Consider the following 23,894-nt stretch of genomic DNA (forward strand, 5'->3'; position numbering starts at 1 on the left):
CGACCTAACGAAGATCCACATCGCGTTCAGATAAGGTCAACATCGTCGGCAGAAACTTGCGGCGCCTGAATTAAACACAGGCACGGCGGCACCCATAAAAAAACGCCCCCGCGTAAAGCGGAGGCGCATGACGATGAAGTGAATGGTTCACTCCTTGGTAGAGAACAGACCATTGGGCAGTTCCTTGCCGTTCTCGTTATAGGCCGCCTTGACGCTCAGGTACGACTCCATTTCATCAATGTAGCCGTCTGTGTTGGTGTCCTTCTTCGCGAATACGGCTTGCCCCTTCGGCTCAACCACGAGGAACTCGGCGCGCGAGATTCGCGCATCATCATCAGTATCGATCGTGTTGAAGATCGCATCACCGCACTGGCCTTCACCGCACTTCCCTTCGGCGGTCTTTGACAGTGTCTTGGTCTCCGTGCCACCGCACTTTCCTTCACCACACTTCCCTTCAGCGCCAGTGTGCGACGCGGCAAGCATGTAGCCTTGCGGCAATTGTTGTACGGCAAAAGCCGATCCACTCAGAACGATCCCGGCCAGCGCGACGCTCATCAGACCAAGACTCTTGTTACGGATGGTTTTATTGGACATTACATTTTCTCCAGGTGGGGTGCGGCGAAGCCGCTGGGTAGCACTGCGAAATGCAGTAGCAATCAAGATTTGGAAAGCGGCATTTGAACGGAGCCAGGCCTGCGGGGAAAAACCAGCAGGATCGCTGCGATGCCCGCCAACGTGCCTCCCACCCACGGCAACAATAGCGAAACCGTCACCCCCAACGTCAGGAGCACAAGCCCCCAAACGCTCGGACCAGCAGAGCTCTTACTTGCTGAGTCTCGGAGGACGTCGATGAGATGATCGAGGCTTAGTCGACCGGATCCGTTGAGGATGAGCGGCAAAAGCATCACCAGGTAGATCAACGGCAGCTTGTAGTTGCCGTAGCCATCGTTGCTGATTGCGTAGCCTTGCCACAGCTCGCTCAAGCTCGACCAATCCGACGGCCAGTGAATGGTGTAGGTGGCCACTATTGTCAGCGCCCACAGTGACAGTGCGACAAAGCGGGTGCCCAAGCCGAGCAGCAAAGCGAAGCTGCCGACCAGTTCGAACCAGGTTGCCATGGTCCAATTCGTATTCGAGCTCAGCAACGAGAAGGGCATCGGGAACTTGTCGCCAAGGTCGGCGAACCAGTTCGCCCCTTGCAGCTTCTCAAGTCCGGATTCGAAGAATTCCCATGCGAGCAAAATGCGGAGCCCAAAGGGCGCCAACCAAAGCCCGACAACATCAATACGGGATGTCAGCGACTGCTCGACTTGTTGGTTTCGGTTCGACATCTGGTTTTCCTCGGGCAATGCGTGCCCTATTTCGAAGGGCCGGTCGCGCCGATACCGACATTGTTGACGAGCACGGTGATGCTGACATCGGTTTGAAGTACGCGCTCAACACGGGCCAGATCGTCAGCGTCAGTGAGATCAGCTGCGATAGTCTCGACCGAGCGGCCGGTGCGCGTGGTAATCGCCCGCACCAGTTTGCGAAGCTTTTCGACGCGGCGAGCAACCAGGATCAGTTCGTAGCCAGCACGGGCAAGCCGGTCAGCGTAAACAGCGCCAATACCAGAAGATGCACCAGTTACCAGCGCAGTACCTTGGTGGATGTGGGTGTTCATGGCAGTTCCCTTTAACCGGCGGGGATACCGGGTTCAGGAACAAATCTACGCCAACAGGCTTTTGACCTAAATGACGTAGATACCTCCTTTTGCGCCGTCACGTTAGCGAAACTCACGTCTTTGAGTCTGCCCGTTCTGGCTCGGAATGAAGCTCGGAGCCGCAAGCTGAGCTATCCCGCGCCAGACGCTGGCGCGCTGGGTGATTCAGTGCGGTGAACAGCTACTGCCCCTGTTCAACCTCATTCGAGATAAGTTGCTGGATTAGAAGTAGCTTGTTTCTACGGACAAAGAAAAATTGCCGAACAGCAAGCGGCCCGACTGATCTGGCCGGTTTCTGCCGGCTCTCACAGGCAGCTATTGGTCGATTGTGTTGAAAAAGTCGGCTTCGGTTTTCGGGTAAAAAAGAACGCGTCTGAGATTGAAATCCGCACCACACGCAGAAGGATCAGGACTCGGATTTTACGTAGCAGCGTACAAAAATGACGTTTTCACCGCTCAATGCATTGCCCACTTGGCCGGGTCGACTTTTTCAACTCAATCGGTCGAAAGCAGCCATCCACGAACGACCTCTTTTCGGCCAGAAGTGGCCAGCCATGAACAAAGTAGATATTGCCACTCCGGAGAGGATTACCAGGCGTTTCTTTGTCTGCGATTTGGCCACTCCCCTTCACCCACAGAGGGTCTTCTCGCTCGAAGTGCTTATCCCGATCTGGTGATATACAAAATCAAGGCGAATTGCCATGATGCCGAAAGGTACGAGTGCGTATCGTCACAGCCCAGGGGAGTTTCATGCTCGTACACATCTCGAAGCCGGTCCGCTATTTAGCCATCGCCTGCTGTTTTGCAGGCATAAATGGTTGTTCTACCGAAGGAGCAATAGGTGATCTGGCCATGTTAGGCGCGATAGGGGGCTCGATGATGCCAGGCGTGGACTCAGGGACCGTGGCGGCCTTAGGGGCGGTTGCCGCCGGTTCTTTGATCGTTGTGCCACTCCTTTCTAATGACTCGGAAACGGGTACTTCGCCATCCTCGTCGTCCGTTGCCACACCTGCAACGCCGGGTGCCGGCGCTGCAGCACCCACAACCACTGCGGCGCTAATCGCGGCAGAAGTACCTGACGCATACCGCAACGAGTCCTGCGATTACCTTGAAGTTGCCGTCGTATTTGCCCATGAGCGTCTAGATGGCAGAAAAAAGGCCAATGACATCGAGGGTCAGCAGATAGCTCAAGCCCGAATTGCAGCAAGAAGCAAAGCAATGAGCGAGAAAAACTGCCCTCCGTCTACTTGGGTCGGCGGGCGTATTGGTATCAGCATGGACAATATAGATCCACGGTATGTGGCGATGTACAAAATTCCTGCCGAGGGGGCGATGGTACTTTTTGTCGCTCCAAAAGGCGCTGCGGACAAAGCAGGAATCAAAGTGGGCGATGTGATCACAGCGGTCAATGATAAGCCGATAAGGAATGCCATCGATCTACGTACAGTGTTAGGCCATGCACCTATTGGATCAGTGCAGAATTTGAAGTTAAGGCGCGATACGACGTTTAAGGTGGCTAATACCGAAGTGGCCGGCCCGGCGACGCCACTGCCGACTGTAGCAGCCCTGAACGCTTCCGCAGCCGCAACTCTACCTGCAATTCAGCAACCCATCGCTGAACCTGCCAAAATAGCAAGCACCGTAAATTATTGTTATGCCTACCTGACTGTCGGGGAAGAGCGCGGTTCGACTTGTAGCCCGGTGGTTGAAATTAGCGATACCGATCGGACCGGATCTGTATTTCAGACTCGGCTCACTGGCTATGTGGAAAAAGTAAAACAATCCCAGCCTGGCATTTGGGGGGATTTTGAGTATGCCGATACGATTAAAATGCAAAACGCTTTCATCTATCAAATGAAGCCTAAAGCCAGCCTTGATGCGTCGAAGCAAGATGCAGGACTCATTTGCTACGAATCTCGAGCCGATGCAGACGCCCAGTTGAAACGCTCGCAAAAGAATGACTCGTCTCTAAAAATTGTGGGGTGGCCGTAGCTGACTCAGCGCGGGCATTTCGTCCTGATACCGCACTTGCAGCTCATGACGCCCTCCTCCGGATGACGACCGCAAGTTCCACCACCGATTAGCGAAAATGACTGGTAATTCAGCCCTGGTGCGGATCATCACCTCGCCCTTTTCATGCTGATTGCCTGCGCCAGGTGCCGGGTGATGTACCGAACTGGCGTTTGAATGCACGACTGAATGCGGCTTCGGATTCGTAGCCGACTGCGAAGCCGATTTGCGCCACATTACCGCGGCCTTCGCGCAGGTGTTGAGCCGCCACGTGCATACGCCAGAGCGTCAGGTATTGCATCGGTGGCTGTCCGACCAATGCCGTGAATCGCTCCGCGAATACCGAGCGCGACATGCCCACTTCAAGCGCCAGGGCTTCTGCAGTCCAGCCCTCGGTTGGACGAGCATGGAGCAGCGCCAATGCGCGCCCGATATGCGGATCCCGCAAACCCGCCAGCCACCCGCGCCGCTCAGCGGGGAGGCTCGCGACATACTGGCTGACGGCTTCGACGAATAGCAATTCGGATAGCTTGGCGATGACGGTTGTCGAGCCGACGCGCCCCGCCGCGATCTCACTGACAGCGAAACGGAATGAGCTTTCAATCCAGGCTCCCGAAGCCGTCGCGCGCAAGTCCAGTTTCAATAAGGACGGCAGCGCCGAAAGCAACGGGCTGAAGGGTGTTTCGGAGCCGAGGAATCCGCACAATAACTGCGTGGCCTCGCCGCCCCCGCCGTACTTGATTCGTGAAATGCCGCCGACTTCTGGCGGCCGAACAACTTCGCTCGCCGGCATGGGCGCAATGCTCAGGTCGCTGCCAAAAGTATGAGCGTCATTGCGCGGAAGCAGAATGAGTTCGCCTGCCCGCACGTCGATGGTGGCACCACCGTCTATCCGTAATTGCATGTTTCCGGCGGCGACAAAATGCGACGCAATGATATGTCGAGGTGTCGCCAGGAACGGTTTGCAATCGTCCGCAGAGATTCTGCCGTTGATGCACCAGGGCGCAGTGAATTCCGCCTCGAGGAAGATCCCTCCAGAGAGCCGAATCACACGCAAGACATCCGAAAACGCATCCAACAATTGCCAGCCCTCCTTTCCGGAGTCCGGAGCACGTAATCAGGCGCACTGGTCATTCATCGCCTGAACTGCGAGGCCTAGATTAGCACCAACGCGGACTCAGTGATCGAGGCTATCCCCGGATACTTCACCCAAGGTCATTGGCTCCGACGTTAACCGTCATTGCCCCATTCCTACTCGACCAGGGGAAGCAGGAGATCGATATGAACACCGTCGCTATCATACCCGGCTCAGATTCGGGCAATGCCGCCCGTTATGCTCAACTTGTCAGATCATCGAAGAAAGCGGAATGGCAGATCGATCGCGATTTGCTACAGGACCGGAGTTTCGACTTCTCGCACAAATTCTTGCCCGACGGACTATCGCGGATCGACCGCCTGACCTTTCTCACCGCGGACGAGGCGCGCCTGCTCAGTCAGATTCAGGGCCGAACCTATGCGTATATCTTTGGCCTGGTCGAGCGTTTTATCAGTGCCAAAATGCTCGATCAAGGTCGGGCCCATGTATTTGACGATCAGCTCGCACTCGAAGCGCTGGTGCGCTTTTCTAACGAGGAGATCAAGCATCAGGAGCTGTTCCGGCGCATGGAGACGATGATGGGTTCGCAATTGCCAGCGGGATATCGCCAAGTTGCCGATCCAAACGATGTAGCGCGCGCGGTACTTGCGGCCAGCACCTGGTCGGTGCTGGCGCTGACCTGTCATATCGAGCTGTTTGTCCAGGCGCACTACGCGCAAAGCATCGCCCCACACGAGGAGTTGTGCCCACTGTTCAAGGATGTCTTCAAATTTCACTGGAAGGATGAAAGCCGGCACGTCGTACTCGATGAACTGGAGTGGAAGGCGGAGCACGCGAAACTCTCGCCAGCCGAGCGCGACCAGGCAGTGAACGATCTGATTGCGCTGGTGGCGGCCGTCGACGCAATCCTGCAGGCACAATCGGCATCCGATGCCGACTACTTTATTGGAAATGTTTCACGATCGTTCAGTGTCGATGAGACAGCGCAAATCAAAGCCTGCGTGCTGAGCGCCTACCGCTGGCAATACATTATCTCGGGTGTGCAGCATCCCCACTTTGGCCGGCTGCTTACGCGCATGACTACGCCAGCACAGATGTCCATGATTCAGACCGCACTGGCACCCATCATGAGCCATTGATCGACAGGCGCGACCGACCGCGCGTCGGCCGCGCTGCTGCGGGATGACGTGCTGAAAATGATTGATCGAGGATGGCAGCCATGACAATACCGATGTGGATGTTGCTTGGATTTGCGACCTGGACTTTGCTGCTGTTGATGGCAACCGTCGGGGTGTATCGCTGGGTCAGAATCCTGTTCTCGAGTGTTCCGATTGGCTCTTTCCGAAGCGATCAGCTCGAAGGCGAGGATTGGTATCGGCGCGGGACAAGAGCACACGCGAACTGTGTGGAAAATCTGCCGGTGTTTGGCGCCATCGTGTGGGTGATTTCAGCCCTTGGTGTCAACGGTCCGGCAGTGAACTACTTGTCCATCATCGTCCTGATCGCTCGCGTGTGCCAGTCTCTGGTTCACGTATCCCATGTGCAAACCGATACGTTCGTGGCGGTTCGGTTTACCTTCTTTTGCGTTCAGTTGGTCTGTTTTCTCGCGCTCATTGTTATAGCCGCTAGTTACGGCGTATGAATATCTTAAATAGAGGAATGAATCCAGGCCTGGTCCTGCAAATCCTGTTCGAGGAGTCTGATCATGTCCGTAGAGGCAGTCAACGTGATACACGTCCATGCAGAGTCCAACCATGCCGACCAGTTGGGCACTGAGCTGGAATCCATCATCGATAAGCTGGGGCAGATAGAAGAATGCATGGATTACCTCGTCGTGCGGTGCCGGTGGAATACAAACACATGGGTAGTGACTAGTTATTGGCGTACACGGGCCGCGATGGAACGACACTTCCAACATTCGGACTTATCCCTCTTCATTGAATTGCTGAGCAGCGGTCGAGTGCGTCGGATGCAGATCAGCAGCTTCCTCAATCAACACGCTATGGGTACTTGAACGACTGGATGAGAGATGAACATCAATGAGTTGATCCAGACTATGCCAACGGCTGGTGGCTGGTCACACAGTGGAGACCGCCACCCAAACCGGCGACGACCGATACCTGCTTGATGAACTCACGGCGAGTCGACATGTGTTGATTCCTGAATGTTTGTCGTTATTACATGGTTTGCGAAGGCCGGTTGCCTGGACACCGGCCGGAAGTCATTTCGTGGTGGCTGTCTTGAACCTGGTCCAGGTTCGCATGCGCGCCCGCATATCAGGCTGGGGAATGTCCTTGCCGGGAATCAGCCGTTCATAAGTGGCATCGTCGAGATAAATATCCGGGTTATTGCGCATTGTCGCATCGACGCTCGAACGTGCCTTGGCATTGGAGGTTGGGTAGCCGGTGAAGTTACTGATGGCGGCCATGTTCTGCGGGCGCATGACGAAGTTGATGAACGCATAAGCGTACTCCGGATGTTTGGCGTCGACCGGTATTGCCATGGTGTCCATCCACACCGTGGTGCCTTCACGGGGAATGCGGTACTCAAATTGAGTGCTTTTGCCGGCGCTATCTGACGCCCGTTGCGCTTGGGTCATGTCGCCGCTGTAACCGAGCGACACGCACAGGTTGCCGTTCACCAGGTCGGTCACCGGCTGCGACTGGAACTTGCGAATGTGTGGCCGCAGTTTCAGCAGCAATTCACTCGCCGCGGCCAGGTCCTCAGGCTTGGCGCTGCGTGGTTCGCGGCCCAGGTAATTGAGCACGACCGCCAGCACTTCGTCCGGCGAATCGATCATCGAGATGCCGCAATTGGCAAATCTGGCGGCCAGTTCCGGTTTGAACAGCATGTCCAGGCTGTTGACCGGGGCATTCGGCATGCGCTGTTTGATCTGCTCGGCGTTGTAGGTCAGGCCGATGGTGCCCCACGTGTAGGGCACAGTGGCCTGATCCGAATGCACATAATGCGTACGCAGCTTCTGCAAACCGGGTTCGATGTCCTCCAGGGCCGTGAGTTTTGACCGGTCCAGCGCCAGCAGACTGCCGGCGCGCATCAAGCGCTCGGCAACGGTGTCGCCCGGGAAGATCAGGTCATAACCACTACCGCCGGCCAGCATCCTGGCTTCCAGCGTCTCACTGCCATCCATGACGTCGTAGATCACTTTGATCCCGGTTTCGGCGGTGAATCGGCTCAGGGTGTCCTCGGCAAAATAGTCGGCCCAGTTGTACAGCCTGAGGGTTTTTTCCTCCGCGTGCAGCGACGGCAAGACACAGCAAAGGGTCAACCCCAAGGCGCCGAGCAACCGTCTCTTGGAAACGTGCATGTCAAACTCCTTGAGTGTTCCAGCGTGCATTGATATGACGACCGTCCTGGCTCAGCAGCGCCGCGTACATGTCCGGACGGCGGTCGCGGTAGATACCCCAGCTCTGACGTTCTTCGCGCATGGCGGTCAGGTCCAGGCTGTGCACCAGCACGCCGGTGCTGTCACGGTCCGCCTCGGCGAGCAATTTGCCCTTGTGGTTGCAGATAAAGGACGAGCCGTAGAAGCTCATCTGCAGGGTCGAATCAGTGGTCGCCACTTCTCGGCCGACGCGATTGGCCGCCAGTACCGGCAGGATGTTGGCGGCCGCATGACCGCGCATGGTCATCTGCCAGTGATCCCGTGAATCCAGGGCTGCGCAGCCAGGTTCAGAGCCAATGGCGGTGGGAAACAGCAAGACTTCGGCGCCCATCAACGCCAGGCAGCGCGCGGTTTCGGGGAACCACTGATCCCAGCAGATCCCCACGCCGATGCGCCCGAACGCCGTGTCCCAGACACGGAAGCCGGTATCGCCGGGACTGAAATATTCCTTCTCCTGATAACCAATGGCGTTGGGGATATGGGTCTTGCGATACACCCCCAGCAGGCGCCCATCGGTATCGGCCACGCTCAAGGAATTGAAGTAGGCATTGCCGGCCTTCTCGAACCAGCTCAGCGGTAGTACCACCCCCAACTCTTTGGCCAATGCGGCAAAACGCTTGAGTACAGGGCTGTCTCGAAATTCTTCGGCCAGGGCCAAGTGTTTGTGGCTTTGCTCGATGCAGAAATACGGCGTGGCAAACAGCTCCTGCAGCAGGATGACCTGGGCGCCCTTGGCAGCCGCCTCACGCACCAACTGCTCGGCCTGATCGAGGTTGTGTTGCAAGTCCCAGGTGCAGGGCATTTGGGTGGTGGCAATCGTCAACAGGGTCATGGCATCAACCCTCCAATGGCCAGGCGGGCTGTTGCTGGGTGATGCAATGCACACCGCCGCCGCCATGCGCCAGATGATTGATCCGCACCGGTACCACTTCGCGGTCGGGGAAGGCCCGAGCCAACACTGTCGCAGCCGCCTGGTCGGCCTCAATGCCATAGGCCGGCATGATGATCGCGTTGTTGGCGATGTAAAAGTTGGTGTAGGAGGCACAGAACACTTCAGCTTCGGTGTCGACGGCATCGGTGGCTTCATACAGCTCGATCAGCTCGAATTTTCGGCCTTGGGCATCGGTGGCCAGCTCCAGGGCACGACGGTTCTCGCGGGCCACCTCGGCATACACCGAGTGCCTGTCATGGGTGGCGTCCACCAGCAACACGCCAGGGCGTGCGAATGCACACACGCCATCGACATGGCCATCAGTCATGTCGCCAGTCACATAGTCCGGATCGCCCGGTAGCCAGATCGTCTTCTTCACGCCCAGCTGACGCCTGAAGATCGCCTCCATCTCAGCCTTGTTCATGCCTGGGTTGCGATTGGGGTTGAGCAATACCGACTCGGTGGTAATCAGCGTTCCTTCGCCGTCGACATGGATGGCGCCGCCTTCGTTACTCAACGGTGTGCCAAAGCACTGCACGCCCAGGTGATTGAGTACGCGGCGCGCCAGGCTTTCGTCCAGATCGTGCGCCGACTTGCCGCCCCAGGCGTTGAAGCGCCAACTCACACCGGCCAGGCCTTGTTGCGGGTGGCAGACGAAGCTCGGGCCGGAGTCCCGGCACCAACTGTCGTTCACCGCCAACTCGATCAATTCGATGTTGGCCCCGCACAAGGCTTTGGCACTGGCGACAGCAGACGGATCGACGACCATTTTCACCGGTTCGAAACGGGCAATGGCGTTGGCCACGCGAGCGAAGTCTTCCTGCACCAACGGCAACGTGACGCCCCAACCCGACTCCCAGAGGGCCTTGTTGTGCGGCCAAACCATCCAGGTCGCGGCGTGCCGAGCCCACTCTGCCGGCATCATCCAACCGGCGTTTTGAATTTCATTCTGCTGCATGATAAAAAGCCCATTTAGTTAAGCCATTGTGTTCAACAAAACTGCCTTGGCGGTCTTGGCACGTATGCTACGGCTGTAAAAACGGGCAAACAAACGATGGATTTTGCAGAAAAGTGATTAGAGGAACTTATCAATATGCTCAAGCACTGGCCACCGCTCAGCACGCTTCGCGGCTTTGAGGCAGCCGCCCGACTGGGCAGTTTCCACAAGGCCGCCGCCGAGTTGCACCTCACCCAGTCGGCCATCAGTCAGCAGATCCGCAGCCTTGAGGCGTACCTTGAGCAACCCTTGTTCTTTCGCAGTGGACGCAGCGTCAGCCTGACCGATGCGGGTCACGACTTGCTCAGCACCACCCAGGCGCTGCTGCAACAACTGGCCGTCGGCATTCGCCGCCTTGGGCAGTACCAGAAACCCAACCAATTGGTCCTCAACACCACCCCGGCGTTCGCCCGTCATTGGCTGCTGCCACGCTTGGGGGATTTTCGCCGCCAGCATCCGGACGTTGATCTGTGGATTTTCAGTACCGATGAAGTCCCGGACATGACCACTCAGACCATCGACCTGGCGGTACGCGATGACATCAGCTCCCAAGCCGAGTGCAGCTTCAAGGTGCTGCACGCAGACCGCCTCTACCCTGCTTGTCACCCGAACCTGTTGGCGCTGCCACGCGAACAGCGCACCACCCTTCACGGCGAGCGGGAAATGGACTGGAGTCACTGGGCGGTGGAGGCAGGCATCGATGTCGGCCAGAAAGATCAGGGGCTGAACTTCTCCGATCCCGGCCTGCTGCTGGACGCCGCGTGCGCGGGGCTCGGTATCGCCCTGGTCAGCCAGTTACTGAGCCGGCAGGCGCGCGCCAACGGAGTGTTGCAACCCTTGGTGGAGCAAACGATTCGCGGCCCGAACTGGGCCTTGCTGACCCATCGCGACAGTGAGAACAATGCGCGAAGCTTCAGCGAGTGGTTGCTGAGTAATCTGGAGGCAGCAAGTAAAAAATCAGCGTGAGCAGCACATAGATCCGCCGGTCGATTGAGCGGTTTGCGTCACCCATGGCATTGCTTTTTGCGAGTGGGGCCGCGCCACGGGGAAGCACCCACAGATAAAGCGGTGCCACTGCAACGACCAACAACACCCCATAAGCCACGCAAGTTGAGCGCCATCCAAAGTGCTCGATGACCAGCGCAACCGCAGGCCAGGAAAGCGTTGTGGCAAATCCTGAAATAAGCGTGACCCCAGTAATCGCGCTCCCCGCCCGCTCCCCGTATAGAGAGCCTAAAGTGGCGAACAGTGCTTCATACAGCCCCAACGCCATACCGACACCCATCACTGCCCAGGACAACAGGAACATGGGCAGTGAGGCCGAGTTGGCCATCAGAAACAATCCGATGGCGACACCCAGGCCGCTGCTGGCAAGGATCGGGCGACCACCGTAGCGGGCGATAAGCCGACTGATCAATGGCGCCAGCACCGCAGAAACAAGAATGCTCAGAGACAGTGCGCCATAGACCCACTGGCTGGCCCAGCCCGTCTCTTTCATGATCGGGTCAGCCATGACGGCCATCAGGAAAAATGAACCTCCCCAGACCAGAACTTGCAGCATTCCCAAGAGGAAAATGCCGAACATGCCAGGTAATCGAGTTTGATCGTTCAACACAGTGTCATCAGTGGTGGGGGGTTCCGGCCAAGAACTGGCGGCTGTAACGGGGAGACATACCGCCGAATTGGACGCGCCGGTTGCTCAGAGCAGATGTCCGGCCCAGATCTTGCGATTGACCAGATCCGCGGCAATCTCGATAAAAGCATCCCCGACAAATTTCGCGGCGGGGCTGACGCGCCTGTCCGCGGGAAAGACCTGAACCAGTTTGCGCATGGGAACGGGATCGACCAGGGGCGCGGCAGACAACACGCCGGATTCGACTTGTGCGTAGATCGACGCCAAAGGCAGCGCCGTTAAACCAAAGCCATTGCGGACCAGGTCGATCATCGCGCCGAAAGAGTCAGCTTCAACGCTGGTCTTGAGCTTGATCCCGACTTCACGCGCGCAGTTATCCATGATCACGCGAAGGCCGTGTCGAGCGCTTGGCAATACCAGTTGCTGCTCGGCCAAAGACTCGAAGGACACCGGCGTGTCGATGCGCAGGTTGGCACTGGCGGGCCCGACCAGCAGCAGATTCTCCATCATCACCGGCACGATTCGCAGCGTATGCAGGGGTTGAGGGTCATAGGAAATGGCCAGTTCCAATTCACCGCGCTGAACCCAATCCAGCAAGTAGCCGCTGAAGGCCGAGGAAAACCTGACGGCGAGATTCGGATGCGCCTCTCTGATCTTGCGCACCAGGGGGACGGTGACAATTTCCGCCACCGTCGGCGTTGTACCAATGACCACCGTTCCACGAAAAGACGACCTTCCACCTACCACCGAGCTTCGAATGGACTCCATTTCTTCCATGATTCGGGTGGCATGCGCCAGCACCTCGCGGCCGACATCGGTAATTTCCATTCCCCTGCCATGTCGGTCAAACAGGTAGGCGCCGAGTTCTTTTTCCAACAATCGAATTTGACGGCTAAGTGCCGGTTGCGCGATGTGAAGCCGATCGGAGGCCTTGCTGAGGCTGCCTAGCTCGGCCACATGAATCAGGGTTTTGAGTTGAACGACATCCATTACCAGGCCAGTCAAAGTCGGGCTCGGCGCGATATGCGTCGAACGTAGTGTCAGTGTAAACGCATTAGCGCCCCCTGGAATGTCGCAGGCCCCACGTCGCATGGGGCCTGGCGGCTTTCGAGCCGGCGGTATCCCCCAGCCTGCAGGGGCTGCAAGGCAAGCTATAGAATTTCGGTATATCAGTTAGGCCTGGCTGACGGCTTATTCCCCTCGCCACTCTGCGGTAGCGTGCAATCAACGTCAGCGCCAAGCGCGTTCGACTCACTACAAGAATAAGATACGAGGACTTGCGCCATGATTGACAACGTCTCGCCTTACCTGACCCGGCCGATTGACCCAGACAACGAACAGCAGACCTCTCGCCGACATCCCCCCTCCCCGGATTACTTGACCGTCAGCGGGTTAAAGCCGCTGCGTTAAGTACATCAACCCGTCGAGCCAGCAACGTCGGAGACGCTCCTCGTATCGTCTCGCCTTGAAGAAAGGGTGAACAGCATGTCCGCATCAACTACAGACTCAACCGACCACGCCGCCAAGACCGACCCGGTGAAAAATCCGAATCGAGTCAAAGCCATCATGGGCGCTTGCTCAGGCAACCTGGTGGAGTGGTACGACTTTTTCATCTACGCCTATACCGCCATCTACTTCGCGTCTTCGTTTTTTCCTAAAGGCGACACCACCAGCCAACTGCTCGCAACCGCCGGCGTCTTCGCGGTCGGCTTTTTCATGCGCCCCCTCGGCGGCTGGATTTTTGGCTGGATTGCCGACACTCGCGGGCGCAAGGTCTCGATGATCATCTCGGTGTTCATGATGTGCGCCGGCTCCCTGCTGATCGCCATCATGCCGACCTATGAAACCATCGGTGTGGCTGCCCCGGTTTTGCTCGTCGTCGCCAGACTGATTCAGGGCTTATCGGTAGGCGCGGAGTACGGCACCGGCGCCACCTATATCAGTGAAATCGCGACACCGGGCCGGCGCTGCTTCTATGGCTCCTTTCAGTACTTCACCATCATCGCCGGTCAGCTGCTGGCCTTGATGACCGTGGTCATTCTGCAGCAAACCCTCACCGCTGAAGAGTTGCGCGAATGGGGCTGGAGGATTCCGTTCTTCATCGGCGCCCTGAGCTCGATCGTCGTGGTGTATCTGCGGCGGGCAATGCATGAAACCGCCAGCAAAAAAGACATGAACCAAAAAGATGCCGGCTCGCTGCGCGGCATGTTCAAACACAAACGGGCAGTCGCCCTGGTGGTGGCGTTCACCATCGGTGGTTCGCTGTATTTCTACACCTTCACCACCTACATGCAGAAGTTTTTGGTGATCTCTGCAGGTTTCAGTCCGGAAACGGTGAGCTTCATCATGACGGCGGCCCTGGTCGGCTTCATGTTCTGCCAGCCACTGTTTGGCTTGCTCGCCGACCGCATCGGGATCAAGGCGCACATGCTGATGTTTTCCGGGCTGGCCATGCTGATGGTGATCCCCCTGCTCTATTCGCTGCAATCGGTCAGCAGCCCGTTTACGGCGTTCCTGCTGGTATTTGGTGGCCTGGCCATTGCGTCGCTCTACACCCCGATTGCCGGGATCGTCAAAGCTGAACTGTTCCCGCCCGCGGTACGTGCACTGGGCGTAGGCTTTCCTTATGCCATCGGCAATGCCGCATTCGGCGGCACCGCTGAATACGTGGCCTTGTCGCTCCGTTCGCAGGGTATCGAGGAATATTTCTTCTTCTACGTCGCGGCGATCGTGAGCATCACGTTCATCGCCTCGATGCTGATGCCGAACCTGTCGCGCTATGGGTACATCAGCGGTTCCGGTGAGGTCGAAGAACGCACCGGTTTGAAGGGATGTGCCAAGCCGCACGCTGCGAGGGCTTGAGGCACTGACGATTGCAGCCGCGCTAGTTGAAAGGGCCCATGTCATCCATGGGCCCATTTTTGCATCTCTGAGTAGCAGCACAGCGACCCACCCATGCTGATGATTCTGACCCGCCAGACTCTTTGGGACTAAGTGATTTTCGGAACGCTCCTACTTACTTCCGATGACCACTCCAATACGCACATCTACCTCGATGCCAACGGCGACATTGATCACAGCGAAGGCAGTGGCACGGATTCGGATCGCTTGAAACAGTGCCGCACGGATACCGCGAGCCCTTGAAAGATGCAAAGGCCTGGAAAAAACGGCTTAACACCTTATAAAGCGATCCGTATCGGCATGAAATTCGAAAACTTGCACCCCAATGGCGATCAGTATTGGCGTAAAGCTCGCCGAGTAATACCCCCAGAACACTGCGCCTGGACCGCCTATAGTTACCGCTAACACCTACATCTGCGATATTGCCCGCACCTATGCACCCCCGCCAGGCTGAGCATCACTGCCTGAAATGATCTGACAGCACGCAAAACCTGTGGCTATCGCAGTTCCCCATCGCCCCGTCCATCCACCGCCCAGCTATACAAAACGGGCATATCTCAAAGACAAAAACGGTAGTCGTTGTTCTCGTCCATCCCTCCCAGAATGTGTGAAAACACAAAAGCAGCACTGCTTGGGAGACTGGCATGTCAACAGAAGCTGAACAAACCGTGGGGCAGGATTGGCAGGAGGACGTGTTCCGCGTGCTCAAGGCCCACAACGTCAAACACGTGGTCTTCGTACCGGATGCAGGTCACTCGGCGGCCATCCGCATGTCGTATGCAGACCCGGACATCAAGGCGGTCGTCCTCACCACCGAAGAAGAAGGCATCGGCTACCTCGCTGGCGCATGGCTTGGCGGAGAGCGCGGCGCCCTCTTGATGCAATCCAGCGGTGTCGGCAACTGCATCAATACCCTGGCGCTGCAGGTCTGTGCCGGCTTCCCGCTGCTGATGGTGGTCACCATGCGCGGTGACTGGGCCGAATTCAACGCCTGGCAGAACCCCATGGGTCAGGCCACCGAAGCCTCACTGAACCTGATGAAGGTCATGACCTGGCGCGCGGACGTCCCTACAGACGTCGCCCCGCTGCTGCACGGTGCCGCGACCATGGCATTCAACGGTGATTCCGCCACTGCCCTGCTGCTCGGTCAGCGCCTGATTGGAGAAAAGAAATGGGTCAAGTAAGCGCAAACCACACCCTGTGCCGCCGCGAAGTGGTCAAGACCCTGCTGGCCGACCGCAAAGACGTACTGGTCGTGACCGGCCTGGGCTCGGCGTCCTATGACGTCATGGCTGCCGGTGACAATGATCTGAACTACTACCTCTGGGCCGCCATGGGCAGTGCCATCACGGTCGGGCTGGGCCTGGCCAATGCGCAGCCGGACAAGTCGGTCGTGGTGATCACCGGTGACGGCGAGCTGCTCATGGGCTTCGGCGCACTGGCTACCGTCGCGCTGCAAAAGCCCGCCAACCTGACCATTGCTGTGCTGGATAACGGTCACTTCGGCGAAACCGGCATGCAGGTCAGCCACGCCGGTTTTGGTATCTCCCTGGACCAGGTCGCCAAGACCTGCGGCTTCAGCTGGACCAATGAAATCCGTGACATGGAAGGCGTCCATGACCTGCGCGAGCGCTTCGCAACCCGCGATGGCGTCAAGCTCGCGACGATCAAGATCAAAGCGGAAAACCCGCCACGGGTGCTGCCACCGCGTGATGGTCACTACGTCAAGAATCGCTTTCGTGCTGCCTTGGGTTTCGACCCGATCTGATTGCTCTATGCCCGGACCCGGTCACGCAGGGCAGATGCCATGCGTGACGCGTTGAGGAGAATAAAAATGACCGACCGCAACTCTGAAGAACTCAATGCCATCCGCGAGGGCGTACGCGCTCTGTGCGCTGAATTCGATGCGGCTTACTGGCGCAAAATCGACGAAGAAAAAGGCTTCCCGGAAACCTTCGTCAAGGCCCTGACCGACGCCGGCTGGCTGGCGGCGATGATCCCCACCGAGTACGGCGGTTCAGGCCTGGGTCTGGCCGAAGCCTCGGTGATTCTCGAAGAAGTGAACCGTTGCGGTGGTAACTCCGGCACGGTGCATGGCCAGATGTACAACATGTTCACCCTGCTGCGCCACGGCAGCGAGGCGCAGAAAAGCTACTACCTGCCGAAATTGGCCAGCGGTGAATTGCGTCTGCAATCGATGGGTGTGACCGAGCCCACCACCGGCACTGACACCACCAAGATCAAGACCACCGCCGTACGCAAAGGCGACAAGTATGTGATCAATGGGCAGAAGGTCTGGATCTCGCGAATCCAGCATTCCGACTTGATGATCCTGCTGGCGCGCACTACGCCGTTGGCCGACGTGAAGAAGAAGTCGGAAGGCATGTCGATTTTCCTGGTGGACCTGCGCGAAGCCATCGGCAACGGCCTGACCGTGCAACCCATCGCGAACATGGTCAACCACGAGACCAACGAGCTGTTCTTCGACAACCTGGAAATTCCCGCTGACAGCCTGATCGGCGAGGAAGGCAAAGGCTTCAGGTACATCCTCGACGGCCTGAATGCCGAACGCACTTTGATCGCCGCCGAGTGCATCGGTGACGGTCGCTGGTTTATCGAAAAGGCCAGCGCTTATGCCCGCGACCGCGTGGTGTTCGGGCGCCCGATCGGGCAAAACCAGGGCGTACAGTTCCCCATCGCTGAAGCGCACATCGAAATCGAGGCCGCCGACCTGATGCGCTGGCGTGCCTGCGAGGAATACGACAGCGGCATCAACGCCGGGGCCAGCGCCAACATGGCCAAGTACCTGGCGGCGAAGGCCTCCTGGGAAGCCGCCAACGCCTGCTTGCAGACTCACGGTGGTTTTGGCTTTGCCTGCGAATACGACGTCGAGCGCAAGTTCCGTGAAACCCGCCTGTATCAGGTAGCTCCGATCTCCACCAACCTGATCCTGTCGTACGTTGCCGAACACCTGCTCGAACTGCCGCGCTCTTTCTAATAACAAGAGAGTTAACATCATGAGCCAGCCCAAAGGCATCCGTCCGCTCGATGGCCTTACCGTCGTCAGCCTCGAGCATGCGATTGCAGCGCCCTTCTGCACCCGACAACTGGCCGACCTTGGCGCCCGCGTGATCAAGGTCGAACGTCCAGGCACAGGCGATTTCGCCAGAGGCTACGACCAGCGCGTCAACGGCCTGGCCTCGCACTTCGTCTGGACCAATCGCTCGAAAGAAAGCCTGACCCTCGACTTGAAACAAGACTCGGCCACCGAGGTCCTGGACAGCTTGCTGGCCACCGCCGATGTGCTGGTGCAGAACCTGGCGCCCGGTGCAGCCGCGCGAATGGGGCTGTCATTCGAGGCGCTGCATCAGCGCTTTCCGCGGCTGATTGTCTGTGACATTTCAGGCTATGGCGTCGGTGGTCCGTACGAAAACAAGAAGGCCTACGACCTGCTCATCCAGAGCGAGGGAGGGTTCTTGTCGGTGACCGGCGGACCTGGCGAGGACGAGATGGCCAAGGCCGGCAACTCCATCGCCGATATTGCTGCCGGCATGTATGCGTACACCGGGATCCTCAGCGCATTGCTGCTGCGGGGTAAAACCGGTGAGGGTAGCCACATCGACGTCTCGATGCTGGAAAGCCTGGTCGAGTGGATGAACTACCCGATGTACTACGCCTACAACGGCTCTCCTCCGCCACCTCGTGCCGGTGCCGCACACGCGACCATTTACCCCTATGGCCCCTTCCCCATCGGCGACGGCAGCACCGTGATGCTGGGTTTGCAGAACGAGCGTGAATGGCAACTATTTTGCGAGAAGGTACTGCTTGCACCCGAACTGGCCAGAGACGAGCGCTTCTCTGCCAACTTCAAGCGTGTCGAAAACCGTCATGCACTGCGGGAACTCATCATCGAGTCGTTCTCCACGCTCAACTTCGATGCGGTGATTGATCGCCTTGACCATGCGCAGATCGCCAACGCTCGGGTGAACAACATGCAAGGTGTTTGGGACCATCCACAACTTCAGGCACGTGATCGCTGGCGAGAAATCGAGACCTCTGCCGGCACCGTCCCGAGCCTGATACCGCCCGGCAGCAACAGCGCATTCGAGCCACGTATGGATGCCGTACCGAGCCTTGGTCAACACACCGAACAGGTGCTCAGGGAACTGGGACTGGGGACGGACCGCATCGAACAAATGCGCGCAGCCGGGGCGATTTAGCCGCGTCCCGAAACCCGCAGCCTGACTGCAATGATCAAAGATTCTCGAGAGAACACTGCCCAATGAAGATCCTGGTAGCTGTGAAACGCGTGGTCGATTACAACGTGAAAGTTCGCGTCAAAGCGGACAACTCCGGCGTCGACCTCGCCAACGTCAAGATGTCGATGAACCCGTTCTGCGAAATCGCCGTGGAAGAAGCCGTGCGCCTGAAAGAGCGAGGCGTTGCGACTGAAATCGTCGTGGTGTCGATCGGTCCGTCCACTGCTCAAGAGCAGCTGCGTACCGCCCTGGCGCTAGGGGCCGACCGCGCCATCTTCGTCGAATCCGCTGATGAATTGAACTCCCTGGCCGTGGCCAAACTGCTCAAGGCGGTGGTCGACAAGGAACAACCGCAACTGGTGATCCTCGGCAAACAGGCGATCGACAGCGACAACAACCAGACCGGCCAGATGCTGGCGGCACTGACCGGCTACGGTCAGGGTACCTTCGCTTCGAAAGTCGAAGTCAGCGGCGACAGCGTTGCCGTGACCCGCGAAATCGACGGCGGCGCGCAGACAGTTTCCCTGAAACTGCCAGCCATCGTCACCACCGACCTGCGTTTGAACGAGCCGCGCTACGCGTCCCTGCCAAACATCATGAAAGCCAAGAAGAAGCCTCTCGAAGTAGTGACTGCGCACGCGTTGGGCGTTTCCACCGCCTCCACTACCAAGACCCTGAAAGTCGAAGCGCCGGCTGCACGCAGCGCGGGCATCAAGGTCAAGTCGGTGGCTGAACTGGTCGAGAAACTGAAGAACGAAGCGAAGGTGATCTGAATGACTATTTTGGTTATTGCTGACTATTCAAATGACCAGCAGGGCAACAAAGTGCTGGCTTCGGCCACGCTGAACACCGTTGCGGCTGCTGCCAAAATCGGCGGCGACATCCACGTGCTGGTAGCAGGTGTTGGTGTTGGCGCTGTGGCTGAAGCCGCTGCGAAAATCGCTGGCGTGGCCAAAGTGCTGGTAGCCGATAACGCTGCCTACGCGCATCAACTTCCCGAGAATATCGCCCCGTTAGTGGCAAGCTTGGTGATCGAACAACACTCGATTTACAGCCATGTCCTGGCCTCGGCCACCTCCAACGGCAAAAACATCCTGCCGCGCGTCGCCGCGCAACTGGACGTTGACCAGATCTCCGAGATCATCTCGGTGCAAAGCGCTGACACCTTCAAGCGTCCGATCTATGCCGGTAACGCTATCGCTACCGTGCAATCGAACGCTGCGGTCAAAGTGATCACCGTGCGCGCCACCGGTTTCGACCCGGTGGCAGCCGAAGGTGGTTCGGCGGCGGTTGAAGCCGTTGCTGCCGTCCATGACGCGGGCACTTCCAGCTTCGTCGGTGAAGAACTGGCCAAGTCCGATCGTCCGGAACTGACCGCTGCCAAAATCGTCGTTTCCGGCGGCCGTGGCATGCAGAACGGCGACAACTTCAAACACCTGTACGCCCTGGCCGACAAGCTGGGCGCTGCTGTCGGTGCTTCCCGCGCCGCAGTCGACGCAGGCTTCGTACCGAACGACATGCAGGTCGGTCAGACCGGCAAGATCGTCGCGCCTCAGCTGTACATCGCCGTCGGTATCTCCGGCGCGATCCAGCACCTGGCCGGTATGAAAGACTCCAAAGTGATCGTTGCGATCAACAAGGACGAAGAAGCGCCGATCTTCCAGGTGGCCGATTACGGCCTGGTGGCGGACCTGTTTGAAGCCATACCCGAAATGGCCGCCCTGGCCTGATCACCGACCGACAGGAGCGATTTATATGAACAGTGTCGATTTTTCAGCCTGGATTGGACGTCGTCAGGAAAGCCAGGACCGGATCAGCTTCAACCTGGTTAAACGCATTGCCGCGACATTGGGCGAAGTGCCGCCGCAACCCGGCGAGCCGCTCCCGCCCTTGTGGCACTGGGCGTTCTTTCAGGAACCGGTTGCAGCCAGCGAACTGGGCCCGGACGGTCATCCAGCGCTCGGCGGATTCCTGCCGCCAGCCCACAACCGCAATCGCATGTGGGCGGGTAGCCGACTTGAGTTTTACCAGCCGTTGAAGGTGGAGGCCGAAGTGACCTGCGTGTCGACCATTCAAAAGGTCGAAGAAAAGCACGGGCGTACGGGTTCCTTGTTGTTTGTCACGGTACGCCATGAGTATTTCCAGGACGGCCAGCGCGCCCTGCGAGATGAGCAGGACATCGTCTACCGCGAACCCTCCCCACCCAAGCTGAGCGGCACCGAAGCGCTCCCTGAAGGCCAATGGCGGGAACAGGTCGAGCCTTCCCCTACCCTGCTGTTCCGCTACTCCGCCGTCACCTTCAATGGCCACCGAATTCACTATGACTGGCCTTACGTCACAGGGACCGAAGGTTATCCGGGGTTGGTGGTGCATGGTCCATTGATCGCCACACTCAATTTGCGCGCCTTCACCCACGCGCATCCGACCGCGCGCTTGAAGCGTTTCACTTTCCGTGGCGTACGACCGCTGATTTCACCGCAACCTTTCGAGGTCGGCGGACGGTTGATCGACAGCGGCAAAGCGCAGGTCTGGGCGGGCAATCAGGACGGCACTGCGCAGATCGGAGAAATCGAATTCAGCGAGGGTGAAACACCATGAGTCCATCGATCGTTCGTTCCGCCCTGTTTGTCCCGGCCACTCGTCCAGAGCGCATCCCCAAAGCCATCGCCACCGGCGCGGACCGGATCATTGTCGACCTGGAAGATGCCGTGCAGGAAAACCTCAAGGAACAGGCCAGGGATAACCTGGAGCGCTTCTTGAGTGAAAACCCGGATGCGCAGATTCTGGTTCGGGTGAATGCCCCGGATCACTGGGCGCACGCTGCGGATCTGGATCTTTGCCGACGCCATGCCGGCGTGATCGGAATTTTGCTGCCCAAAGCAGAAAGCGCGGCGCAAGTGTCCACCGCGGGTAGCACCGGCAAACCGATCTGGCCGATCATCGAGAGCGCCAAAGGCCTGGCTGCGCTCAGCTCGATTGCCAGCGCCCAAGGCGTTGAACGCTTGTCGTTCGGCAGCCTCGATCTGGGCCTGGACCTGAACCTGACCACCGGCAGCCGTGCCGCCGAAGAGGTGCTCAGCCACGCCCGCTATGCCGTGTTGCTCTGCTCGCGGGTTGCCGGCCTGGCCCCGGCGCTGGACGGCGTCTTCCCCTCAATCCAGGACACCACAGGCCTGCACAATGCCGTTCAATTTGCCCGCGACATGGGCTTTGGTGGCGCGTTGTGCATCCATCCGAGCCAAGTGGCGATCATCCATCAGGCGTTAAAACCCAGCCCTGAAGAATTGCACTGGGCGCGACGCATTATCGACGCCGCCAGCTCAGGTGATGGCGTCTTCGTGCTGGATGGGCAAATGGTCGACGCCCCGGTCATTGGTCGCGCGCACTCCATTCTGGCGCGCGCGACCTGACTCAACGGCGACACTTTTGCTTCGATGCTGCGCATTCATTCCCACCCTGCAGGACGGTGTCATGACTAACGTTTCCAGCCTTACCCATGCCATTTCGATCAACCCCGCCAATGGCGAGCAGATCGGCCACTACGCATTCGAATCCGAGTCGGCACTGGAGGCCGCACTATCACGTGCCGCTGCCGGGTTCTCGGTCTGGCGACGCAAACCCGTAGAAAATCGCTCGCAGTCGTTGATCGCTTTGGCTCAGGCATTACGCGACAACGCTGCCGCAATGGCGAACATGATCACCCTGGAGATGGGCAAACCCACTACGCAGGCGCGCGGTGAAATTGAAAAGTGTGCGCAGCTCTGCGAGTGGTACGCCGAACACGGCCCCACTATGCTGACCGCCGAACCCACGCAGGTGGAGGGTGGCAAGGCACGCATCGAATATCGCCCACTGGGCCCGATTCTCGCCGTGATGCCGTGGAACTTTCCCATCTGGCAGGTGCTTCGCGGCGCTGTTCCAGCGCTGATCGCCGGCAACACCTACGTCCTCAAGCATGCACCCAACGTGATGGGATGCGCCTGGCTGCTGCTGGATGCCTTCAAGCGCGCCGGCTTTCCCGAAGGTGTCTTCGAGGTCATCAATGTCACGCCGGACGGAGTCTCCACGGCGATCGCCGATCCACGCATCGCCGCGGTGACGCTCACTGGCAGTGTGCGAGCCGGCATTGCCATTGGCGCTCAAGCCGGTGCGGCCTTGAAAAAATGTGTGCTGGAACTGGGCGGTTCCGATCCCTTCATCGTGCTCAACGATGCCGACCTCGACGAAGCCGTCAAAGCCGCCGTGATTGGTCGCTATCAAAACACCGGACAAGTCTGCGCGGCCGCCAAACGCCTGATTGTCGAGCAAGGCGTTGCCCCGGAATTCACCCGCAAGTTCGTCGAAGCCACCCGTCAGCTGGTGGTTGGCGATCCACTGGCCACAGACACTTACATCGGCCCCATGGCCCGCTTCGATCTGCGTGATGAACTGGATCGACAGGTGCGGGACACCCTGGAAGAAGGCGCGACCTTGTTGCTGGGCGGCAAGAAGGCCGAAGGCCCTGGCAACTTTTACGAGCCCACGGTGTTCGGTGATGTCACTGACCAGATGACCTCATTCAAACAGGAACTCTTTGGTCCGGTGGCCTCGATCATCACCGCGCGAGATGCAGCCCATGCGCTGGCGCTGGCCAATGACAGCGAATTCGGACTCGCCTCGACCCTCTACACACGCGATGTTCAGCTTGCCGAGCAGATGGCCGGCGAACTGGAAACCGGCGGCGTGTTCATCAACGGCTATTGCGCAACCGACCCACGCGTCACCTTCGGCGGCGTGAAGAAGAGTGGTTTTGGCCGTGAGCTGTCGCACTTTGGGGTGCGCGAATTCTGCAATGCGCAGACGGTGTGGCTGGATCGATGCTGATTGCATCAATATGACTCAGTGAGATGACAAGATGCCATATGAGATTTCTTCTAGCTGCCCATTGTAAAATTGCTCCGGCAATGCCACTGTAATGACATA

Annotated in this window: 24 protein-coding genes and 3 pseudogenes; 17 read left to right on the forward strand and 10 right to left on the reverse strand. The window is 58.4% G+C overall.

The annotated features are described in order from the left end of the window. Nucleotides 1-147: 147 nt before the first annotated feature. From AC3IUA_RS18280 to AC3IUA_RS18290, 3 genes and pseudogenes are all read right to left on the reverse strand, one after another. Entirely contained in the window at nucleotides 148-594 is a 447-nt protein-coding gene (locus tag AC3IUA_RS18280) for an HvfA family oxazolone/thioamide-modified RiPP metallophore (RefSeq protein WP_489356006.1), read from the reverse strand. 254 nt (nucleotides 595-848) lie between these two features. Continuing rightward, nucleotides 849-1,331, reverse strand: a pseudogene (locus AC3IUA_RS18285) (HvfX family Cu-binding RiPP maturation protein); the annotation flags it as partial. Nucleotides 1,332-1,357: 26 nt separating this feature from the next. Continuing rightward, nucleotides 1,358-1,663, reverse strand: coding sequence for an SDR family NAD(P)-dependent oxidoreductase (locus AC3IUA_RS18290; RefSeq protein ID WP_489356008.1), 306 nt, complete (start codon nucleotides 1,661-1,663; stop codon nucleotides 1,358-1,360). Nucleotides 1,664-2,452: 789 nt separating this feature from the next. Between AC3IUA_RS18290 and AC3IUA_RS18295 the strand changes: the two genes are divergently transcribed. Together AC3IUA_RS18295 and AC3IUA_RS18300 are read left to right on the forward strand one after the other, a co-directional pair. Continuing rightward, nucleotides 2,453-3,694 (forward strand): PDZ domain-containing protein, encoded by a 1,242-nt coding sequence (locus tag AC3IUA_RS18295; protein ID WP_489356010.1) that lies wholly within the window; start codon nucleotides 2,453-2,455, stop codon nucleotides 3,692-3,694. Between the two features lie 49 nt (nucleotides 3,695-3,743). Continuing rightward, nucleotides 3,744-3,836 (forward strand): annotated as a pseudogene (locus AC3IUA_RS18300) (GntR family transcriptional regulator); the annotation flags it as partial. Here AC3IUA_RS18300 and AC3IUA_RS18305 read toward each other — a convergent pair. Then, nucleotides 3,837-4,793: an AraC family transcriptional regulator gene (locus AC3IUA_RS18305; RefSeq protein WP_489356012.1), complete on the reverse strand. Its 957-nt coding sequence runs from the start codon at nucleotides 4,791-4,793 to the stop codon at nucleotides 3,837-3,839. It lies immediately after the preceding pseudogene. A gap of 200 nt (nucleotides 4,794-4,993) precedes the next feature. Between AC3IUA_RS18305 and AC3IUA_RS18310 the strand changes: the two genes are divergently transcribed. The 3 genes from AC3IUA_RS18310 (at nucleotide 4,994) to AC3IUA_RS18320 (ending at nucleotide 6,822) form a co-directional block, all read left to right on the forward strand. Further along, entirely contained in the window at nucleotides 4,994-5,947 is a 954-nt protein-coding gene (locus AC3IUA_RS18310; protein ID WP_489356014.1) for a diiron oxygenase, read from the forward strand. 80 nt (nucleotides 5,948-6,027) lie between these two features. After that, the gene (locus AC3IUA_RS18315; protein ID WP_489356016.1) at nucleotides 6,028-6,450 is read left to right on the forward strand and encodes an MAPEG family protein; all 423 of its coding nucleotides are present in this window, start codon (nucleotides 6,028-6,030) and stop codon (nucleotides 6,448-6,450) included. A 63-nt stretch (nucleotides 6,451-6,513) separates the two neighbouring features. Continuing rightward, nucleotides 6,514-6,822: an antibiotic biosynthesis monooxygenase family protein gene (locus AC3IUA_RS18320; RefSeq protein ID WP_489356018.1), complete on the forward strand. Its 309-nt coding sequence runs from the start codon at nucleotides 6,514-6,516 to the stop codon at nucleotides 6,820-6,822. A 40-nt stretch (nucleotides 6,823-6,862) separates the two neighbouring features. Here the strand turns inward: AC3IUA_RS18320 and AC3IUA_RS18325 are convergent, their stop codons facing one another. From AC3IUA_RS18325 to AC3IUA_RS18340, 4 genes are all read right to left on the reverse strand, one after another. Beyond that, nucleotides 6,863-6,958: a twin-arginine translocation signal domain-containing protein gene (locus AC3IUA_RS18325; RefSeq protein WP_489356019.1), complete on the reverse strand. Its 96-nt coding sequence runs from the start codon at nucleotides 6,956-6,958 to the stop codon at nucleotides 6,863-6,865. 71 nt (nucleotides 6,959-7,029) lie between these two features. After that, nucleotides 7,030-8,133: an extracellular solute-binding protein gene (locus tag AC3IUA_RS18330; protein ID WP_489356021.1), complete on the reverse strand. Its 1,104-nt coding sequence runs from the start codon at nucleotides 8,131-8,133 to the stop codon at nucleotides 7,030-7,032. A 1-nt stretch (nucleotide 8,134) separates the two neighbouring features. Beyond that, complete coding sequence (aguB, locus tag AC3IUA_RS18335; RefSeq protein ID WP_489356023.1) at nucleotides 8,135-9,043, reverse strand: N-carbamoylputrescine amidase; 909 nt, start codon at nucleotides 9,041-9,043, stop codon at nucleotides 8,135-8,137. A gap of 4 nt (nucleotides 9,044-9,047) precedes the next feature. Continuing rightward, on the reverse strand, nucleotides 9,048-10,100 hold the full coding sequence (locus AC3IUA_RS18340; RefSeq protein WP_489356025.1) for an agmatine deiminase family protein: 1,053 nt from the start codon (nucleotides 10,098-10,100) through the stop codon (nucleotides 9,048-9,050). Between the two features lie 135 nt (nucleotides 10,101-10,235). Between AC3IUA_RS18340 and AC3IUA_RS18345 the strand changes: the two genes are divergently transcribed. Further along, nucleotides 10,236-11,105, forward strand: a complete 870-nt coding sequence (locus AC3IUA_RS18345) for a LysR substrate-binding domain-containing protein (protein WP_489356027.1) — start codon at nucleotides 10,236-10,238, stop codon at nucleotides 11,103-11,105. On the opposite strand, the pseudogene AC3IUA_RS18350 reads toward AC3IUA_RS18345, so the two are convergent. After that, nucleotides 11,086-11,700: pseudogene (locus AC3IUA_RS18350) on the reverse strand (MFS transporter); the annotation flags it as partial. The gene AC3IUA_RS18345 and the pseudogene AC3IUA_RS18350 sit on opposite strands and share 20 nt — an antisense overlap. Before the next feature lie 138 nt (nucleotides 11,701-11,838). Then, nucleotides 11,839-12,762 carry a LysR family transcriptional regulator gene (locus AC3IUA_RS18355; RefSeq protein WP_489362397.1) on the reverse strand — a complete coding sequence of 308 codons (924 nt, stop codon included), beginning with the start codon at nucleotides 12,760-12,762 and terminating at the stop codon, nucleotides 11,839-11,841. A 294-nt stretch (nucleotides 12,763-13,056) separates the two neighbouring features. Between AC3IUA_RS18355 and AC3IUA_RS18360 the strand changes: the two genes are divergently transcribed. The 11 genes from AC3IUA_RS18360 to AC3IUA_RS18410 all read left to right on the forward strand — a co-directional run bounded on the left by AC3IUA_RS18360 (nucleotide 13,057) and on the right by AC3IUA_RS18410 (nucleotide 23,795). Then, complete coding sequence (locus tag AC3IUA_RS18360) at nucleotides 13,057-13,182, forward strand: hypothetical protein (protein WP_489356029.1); 126 nt, start codon at nucleotides 13,057-13,059, stop codon at nucleotides 13,180-13,182. Between the two features lie 75 nt (nucleotides 13,183-13,257). Then, on the forward strand, nucleotides 13,258-14,634 hold the full coding sequence (locus AC3IUA_RS18365) for an MFS family transporter (RefSeq protein WP_489356031.1): 1,377 nt from the start codon (nucleotides 13,258-13,260) through the stop codon (nucleotides 14,632-14,634). Between the two features lie 683 nt (nucleotides 14,635-15,317). After that, the gene (locus AC3IUA_RS18370) at nucleotides 15,318-15,857 is read left to right on the forward strand and encodes a thiamine pyrophosphate-binding protein (protein ID WP_489356033.1); all 540 of its coding nucleotides are present in this window, start codon (nucleotides 15,318-15,320) and stop codon (nucleotides 15,855-15,857) included. Next, nucleotides 15,845-16,441, forward strand: a complete 597-nt coding sequence (locus AC3IUA_RS18375; RefSeq protein WP_489356035.1) for a thiamine pyrophosphate-dependent enzyme — start codon at nucleotides 15,845-15,847, stop codon at nucleotides 16,439-16,441. The genes AC3IUA_RS18370 and AC3IUA_RS18375 overlap by 13 nt, the downstream gene beginning before the upstream one ends. A gap of 66 nt (nucleotides 16,442-16,507) precedes the next feature. After that, entirely contained in the window at nucleotides 16,508-17,671 is a 1,164-nt protein-coding gene (locus AC3IUA_RS18380; protein WP_489356037.1) for an acyl-CoA dehydrogenase family protein, read from the forward strand. Nucleotides 17,672-17,690: 19 nt separating this feature from the next. Next, nucleotides 17,691-18,893 carry a CaiB/BaiF CoA transferase family protein gene (locus AC3IUA_RS18385; protein WP_489356039.1) on the forward strand — a complete coding sequence of 401 codons (1,203 nt, stop codon included), beginning with the start codon at nucleotides 17,691-17,693 and terminating at the stop codon, nucleotides 18,891-18,893. 62 nt (nucleotides 18,894-18,955) lie between these two features. After that, nucleotides 18,956-19,705: an electron transfer flavoprotein subunit beta/FixA family protein gene (locus tag AC3IUA_RS18390; RefSeq protein WP_489356041.1), complete on the forward strand. Its 750-nt coding sequence runs from the start codon at nucleotides 18,956-18,958 to the stop codon at nucleotides 19,703-19,705. Continuing rightward, the gene (locus tag AC3IUA_RS18395; protein WP_489356043.1) at nucleotides 19,706-20,662 is read left to right on the forward strand and encodes an electron transfer flavoprotein subunit alpha/FixB family protein; all 957 of its coding nucleotides are present in this window, start codon (nucleotides 19,706-19,708) and stop codon (nucleotides 20,660-20,662) included. A gap of 25 nt (nucleotides 20,663-20,687) precedes the next feature. Further along, nucleotides 20,688-21,530 carry an HTD2 family dehydratase gene (locus AC3IUA_RS18400; protein WP_489356045.1) on the forward strand — a complete coding sequence of 281 codons (843 nt, stop codon included), beginning with the start codon at nucleotides 20,688-20,690 and terminating at the stop codon, nucleotides 21,528-21,530. Continuing rightward, nucleotides 21,527-22,342 carry an HpcH/HpaI aldolase/citrate lyase family protein gene (locus AC3IUA_RS18405; protein WP_489356047.1) on the forward strand — a complete coding sequence of 272 codons (816 nt, stop codon included), beginning with the start codon at nucleotides 21,527-21,529 and terminating at the stop codon, nucleotides 22,340-22,342. The genes AC3IUA_RS18400 and AC3IUA_RS18405 overlap by 4 nt, the downstream gene beginning before the upstream one ends. A gap of 61 nt (nucleotides 22,343-22,403) precedes the next feature. After that, the gene (locus AC3IUA_RS18410; protein ID WP_489356049.1) at nucleotides 22,404-23,795 is read left to right on the forward strand and encodes an aldehyde dehydrogenase family protein; all 1,392 of its coding nucleotides are present in this window, start codon (nucleotides 22,404-22,406) and stop codon (nucleotides 23,793-23,795) included. The last annotated feature ends 99 nt before the right edge of the window (nucleotides 23,796-23,894 follow it).

The sequence above is a fragment of the Pseudomonas sp. KH_050 genome (assembly GCF_057838875.1).

Bases quoted from the DNA above. Each gene is read 5' to 3' on its own strand.
- AC3IUA_RS18290 (WP_489356008.1), bottom strand. From the start codon at position 1,663: ATGAACACCCACATCCACCAAGGTACTGCGCTGGTAACTGGTGCATCT.
- AC3IUA_RS18370 (WP_489356033.1), top strand. From the start codon at position 15,318: ATGTCAACAGAAGCTGAACAAACCGTGGGGCAGGATTGGCAGGAGGAC.
- AC3IUA_RS18360 (WP_489356029.1), top strand. From the start codon at position 13,057: ATGATTGACAACGTCTCGCCTTACCTGACCCGGCCGATTGACCCAGAC.
- AC3IUA_RS18340 (WP_489356025.1), bottom strand. From the start codon at position 10,100: ATGCAGCAGAATGAAATTCAAAACGCCGGTTGGATGATGCCGGCAGAG.
- AC3IUA_RS18410 (WP_489356049.1), top strand. From the start codon at position 22,404: ATGACTAACGTTTCCAGCCTTACCCATGCCATTTCGATCAACCCCGCC.
- AC3IUA_RS18280 (WP_489356006.1), bottom strand. From the start codon at position 594: ATGTCCAATAAAACCATCCGTAACAAGAGTCTTGGTCTGATGAGCGTC.
- AC3IUA_RS18375 (WP_489356035.1), top strand. From the start codon at position 15,845: ATGGGTCAAGTAAGCGCAAACCACACCCTGTGCCGCCGCGAAGTGGTC.
- AC3IUA_RS18405 (WP_489356047.1), top strand. From the start codon at position 21,527: ATGAGTCCATCGATCGTTCGTTCCGCCCTGTTTGTCCCGGCCACTCGT.
- AC3IUA_RS18310 (WP_489356014.1), top strand. From the start codon at position 4,994: ATGAACACCGTCGCTATCATACCCGGCTCAGATTCGGGCAATGCCGCC.
- AC3IUA_RS18330 (WP_489356021.1), bottom strand. From the start codon at position 8,133: ATGCACGTTTCCAAGAGACGGTTGCTCGGCGCCTTGGGGTTGACCCTT.
- AC3IUA_RS18315 (WP_489356016.1), top strand. From the start codon at position 6,028: ATGACAATACCGATGTGGATGTTGCTTGGATTTGCGACCTGGACTTTG.
- AC3IUA_RS18320 (WP_489356018.1), top strand. From the start codon at position 6,514: ATGTCCGTAGAGGCAGTCAACGTGATACACGTCCATGCAGAGTCCAAC.
- AC3IUA_RS18400 (WP_489356045.1), top strand. From the start codon at position 20,688: ATGAACAGTGTCGATTTTTCAGCCTGGATTGGACGTCGTCAGGAAAGC.
- AC3IUA_RS18365 (WP_489356031.1), top strand. From the start codon at position 13,258: ATGTCCGCATCAACTACAGACTCAACCGACCACGCCGCCAAGACCGAC.
- AC3IUA_RS18355 (WP_489362397.1), bottom strand. From the start codon at position 12,762: ATGGATGTCGTTCAACTCAAAACCCTGATTCATGTGGCCGAGCTAGGC.
- AC3IUA_RS18395 (WP_489356043.1), top strand. From the start codon at position 19,706: ATGACTATTTTGGTTATTGCTGACTATTCAAATGACCAGCAGGGCAAC.
- AC3IUA_RS18390 (WP_489356041.1), top strand. From the start codon at position 18,956: ATGAAGATCCTGGTAGCTGTGAAACGCGTGGTCGATTACAACGTGAAA.
- AC3IUA_RS18385 (WP_489356039.1), top strand. From the start codon at position 17,691: ATGAGCCAGCCCAAAGGCATCCGTCCGCTCGATGGCCTTACCGTCGTC.
- AC3IUA_RS18325 (WP_489356019.1), bottom strand. From the start codon at position 6,958: ATGTCGACTCGCCGTGAGTTCATCAAGCAGGTATCGGTCGTCGCCGGT.
- AC3IUA_RS18345 (WP_489356027.1), top strand. From the start codon at position 10,236: ATGCTCAAGCACTGGCCACCGCTCAGCACGCTTCGCGGCTTTGAGGCA.
- AC3IUA_RS18380 (WP_489356037.1), top strand. From the start codon at position 16,508: ATGACCGACCGCAACTCTGAAGAACTCAATGCCATCCGCGAGGGCGTA.
- AC3IUA_RS18295 (WP_489356010.1), top strand. From the start codon at position 2,453: ATGCTCGTACACATCTCGAAGCCGGTCCGCTATTTAGCCATCGCCTGC.
- aguB (WP_489356023.1), bottom strand. From the start codon at position 9,043: ATGACCCTGTTGACGATTGCCACCACCCAAATGCCCTGCACCTGGGAC.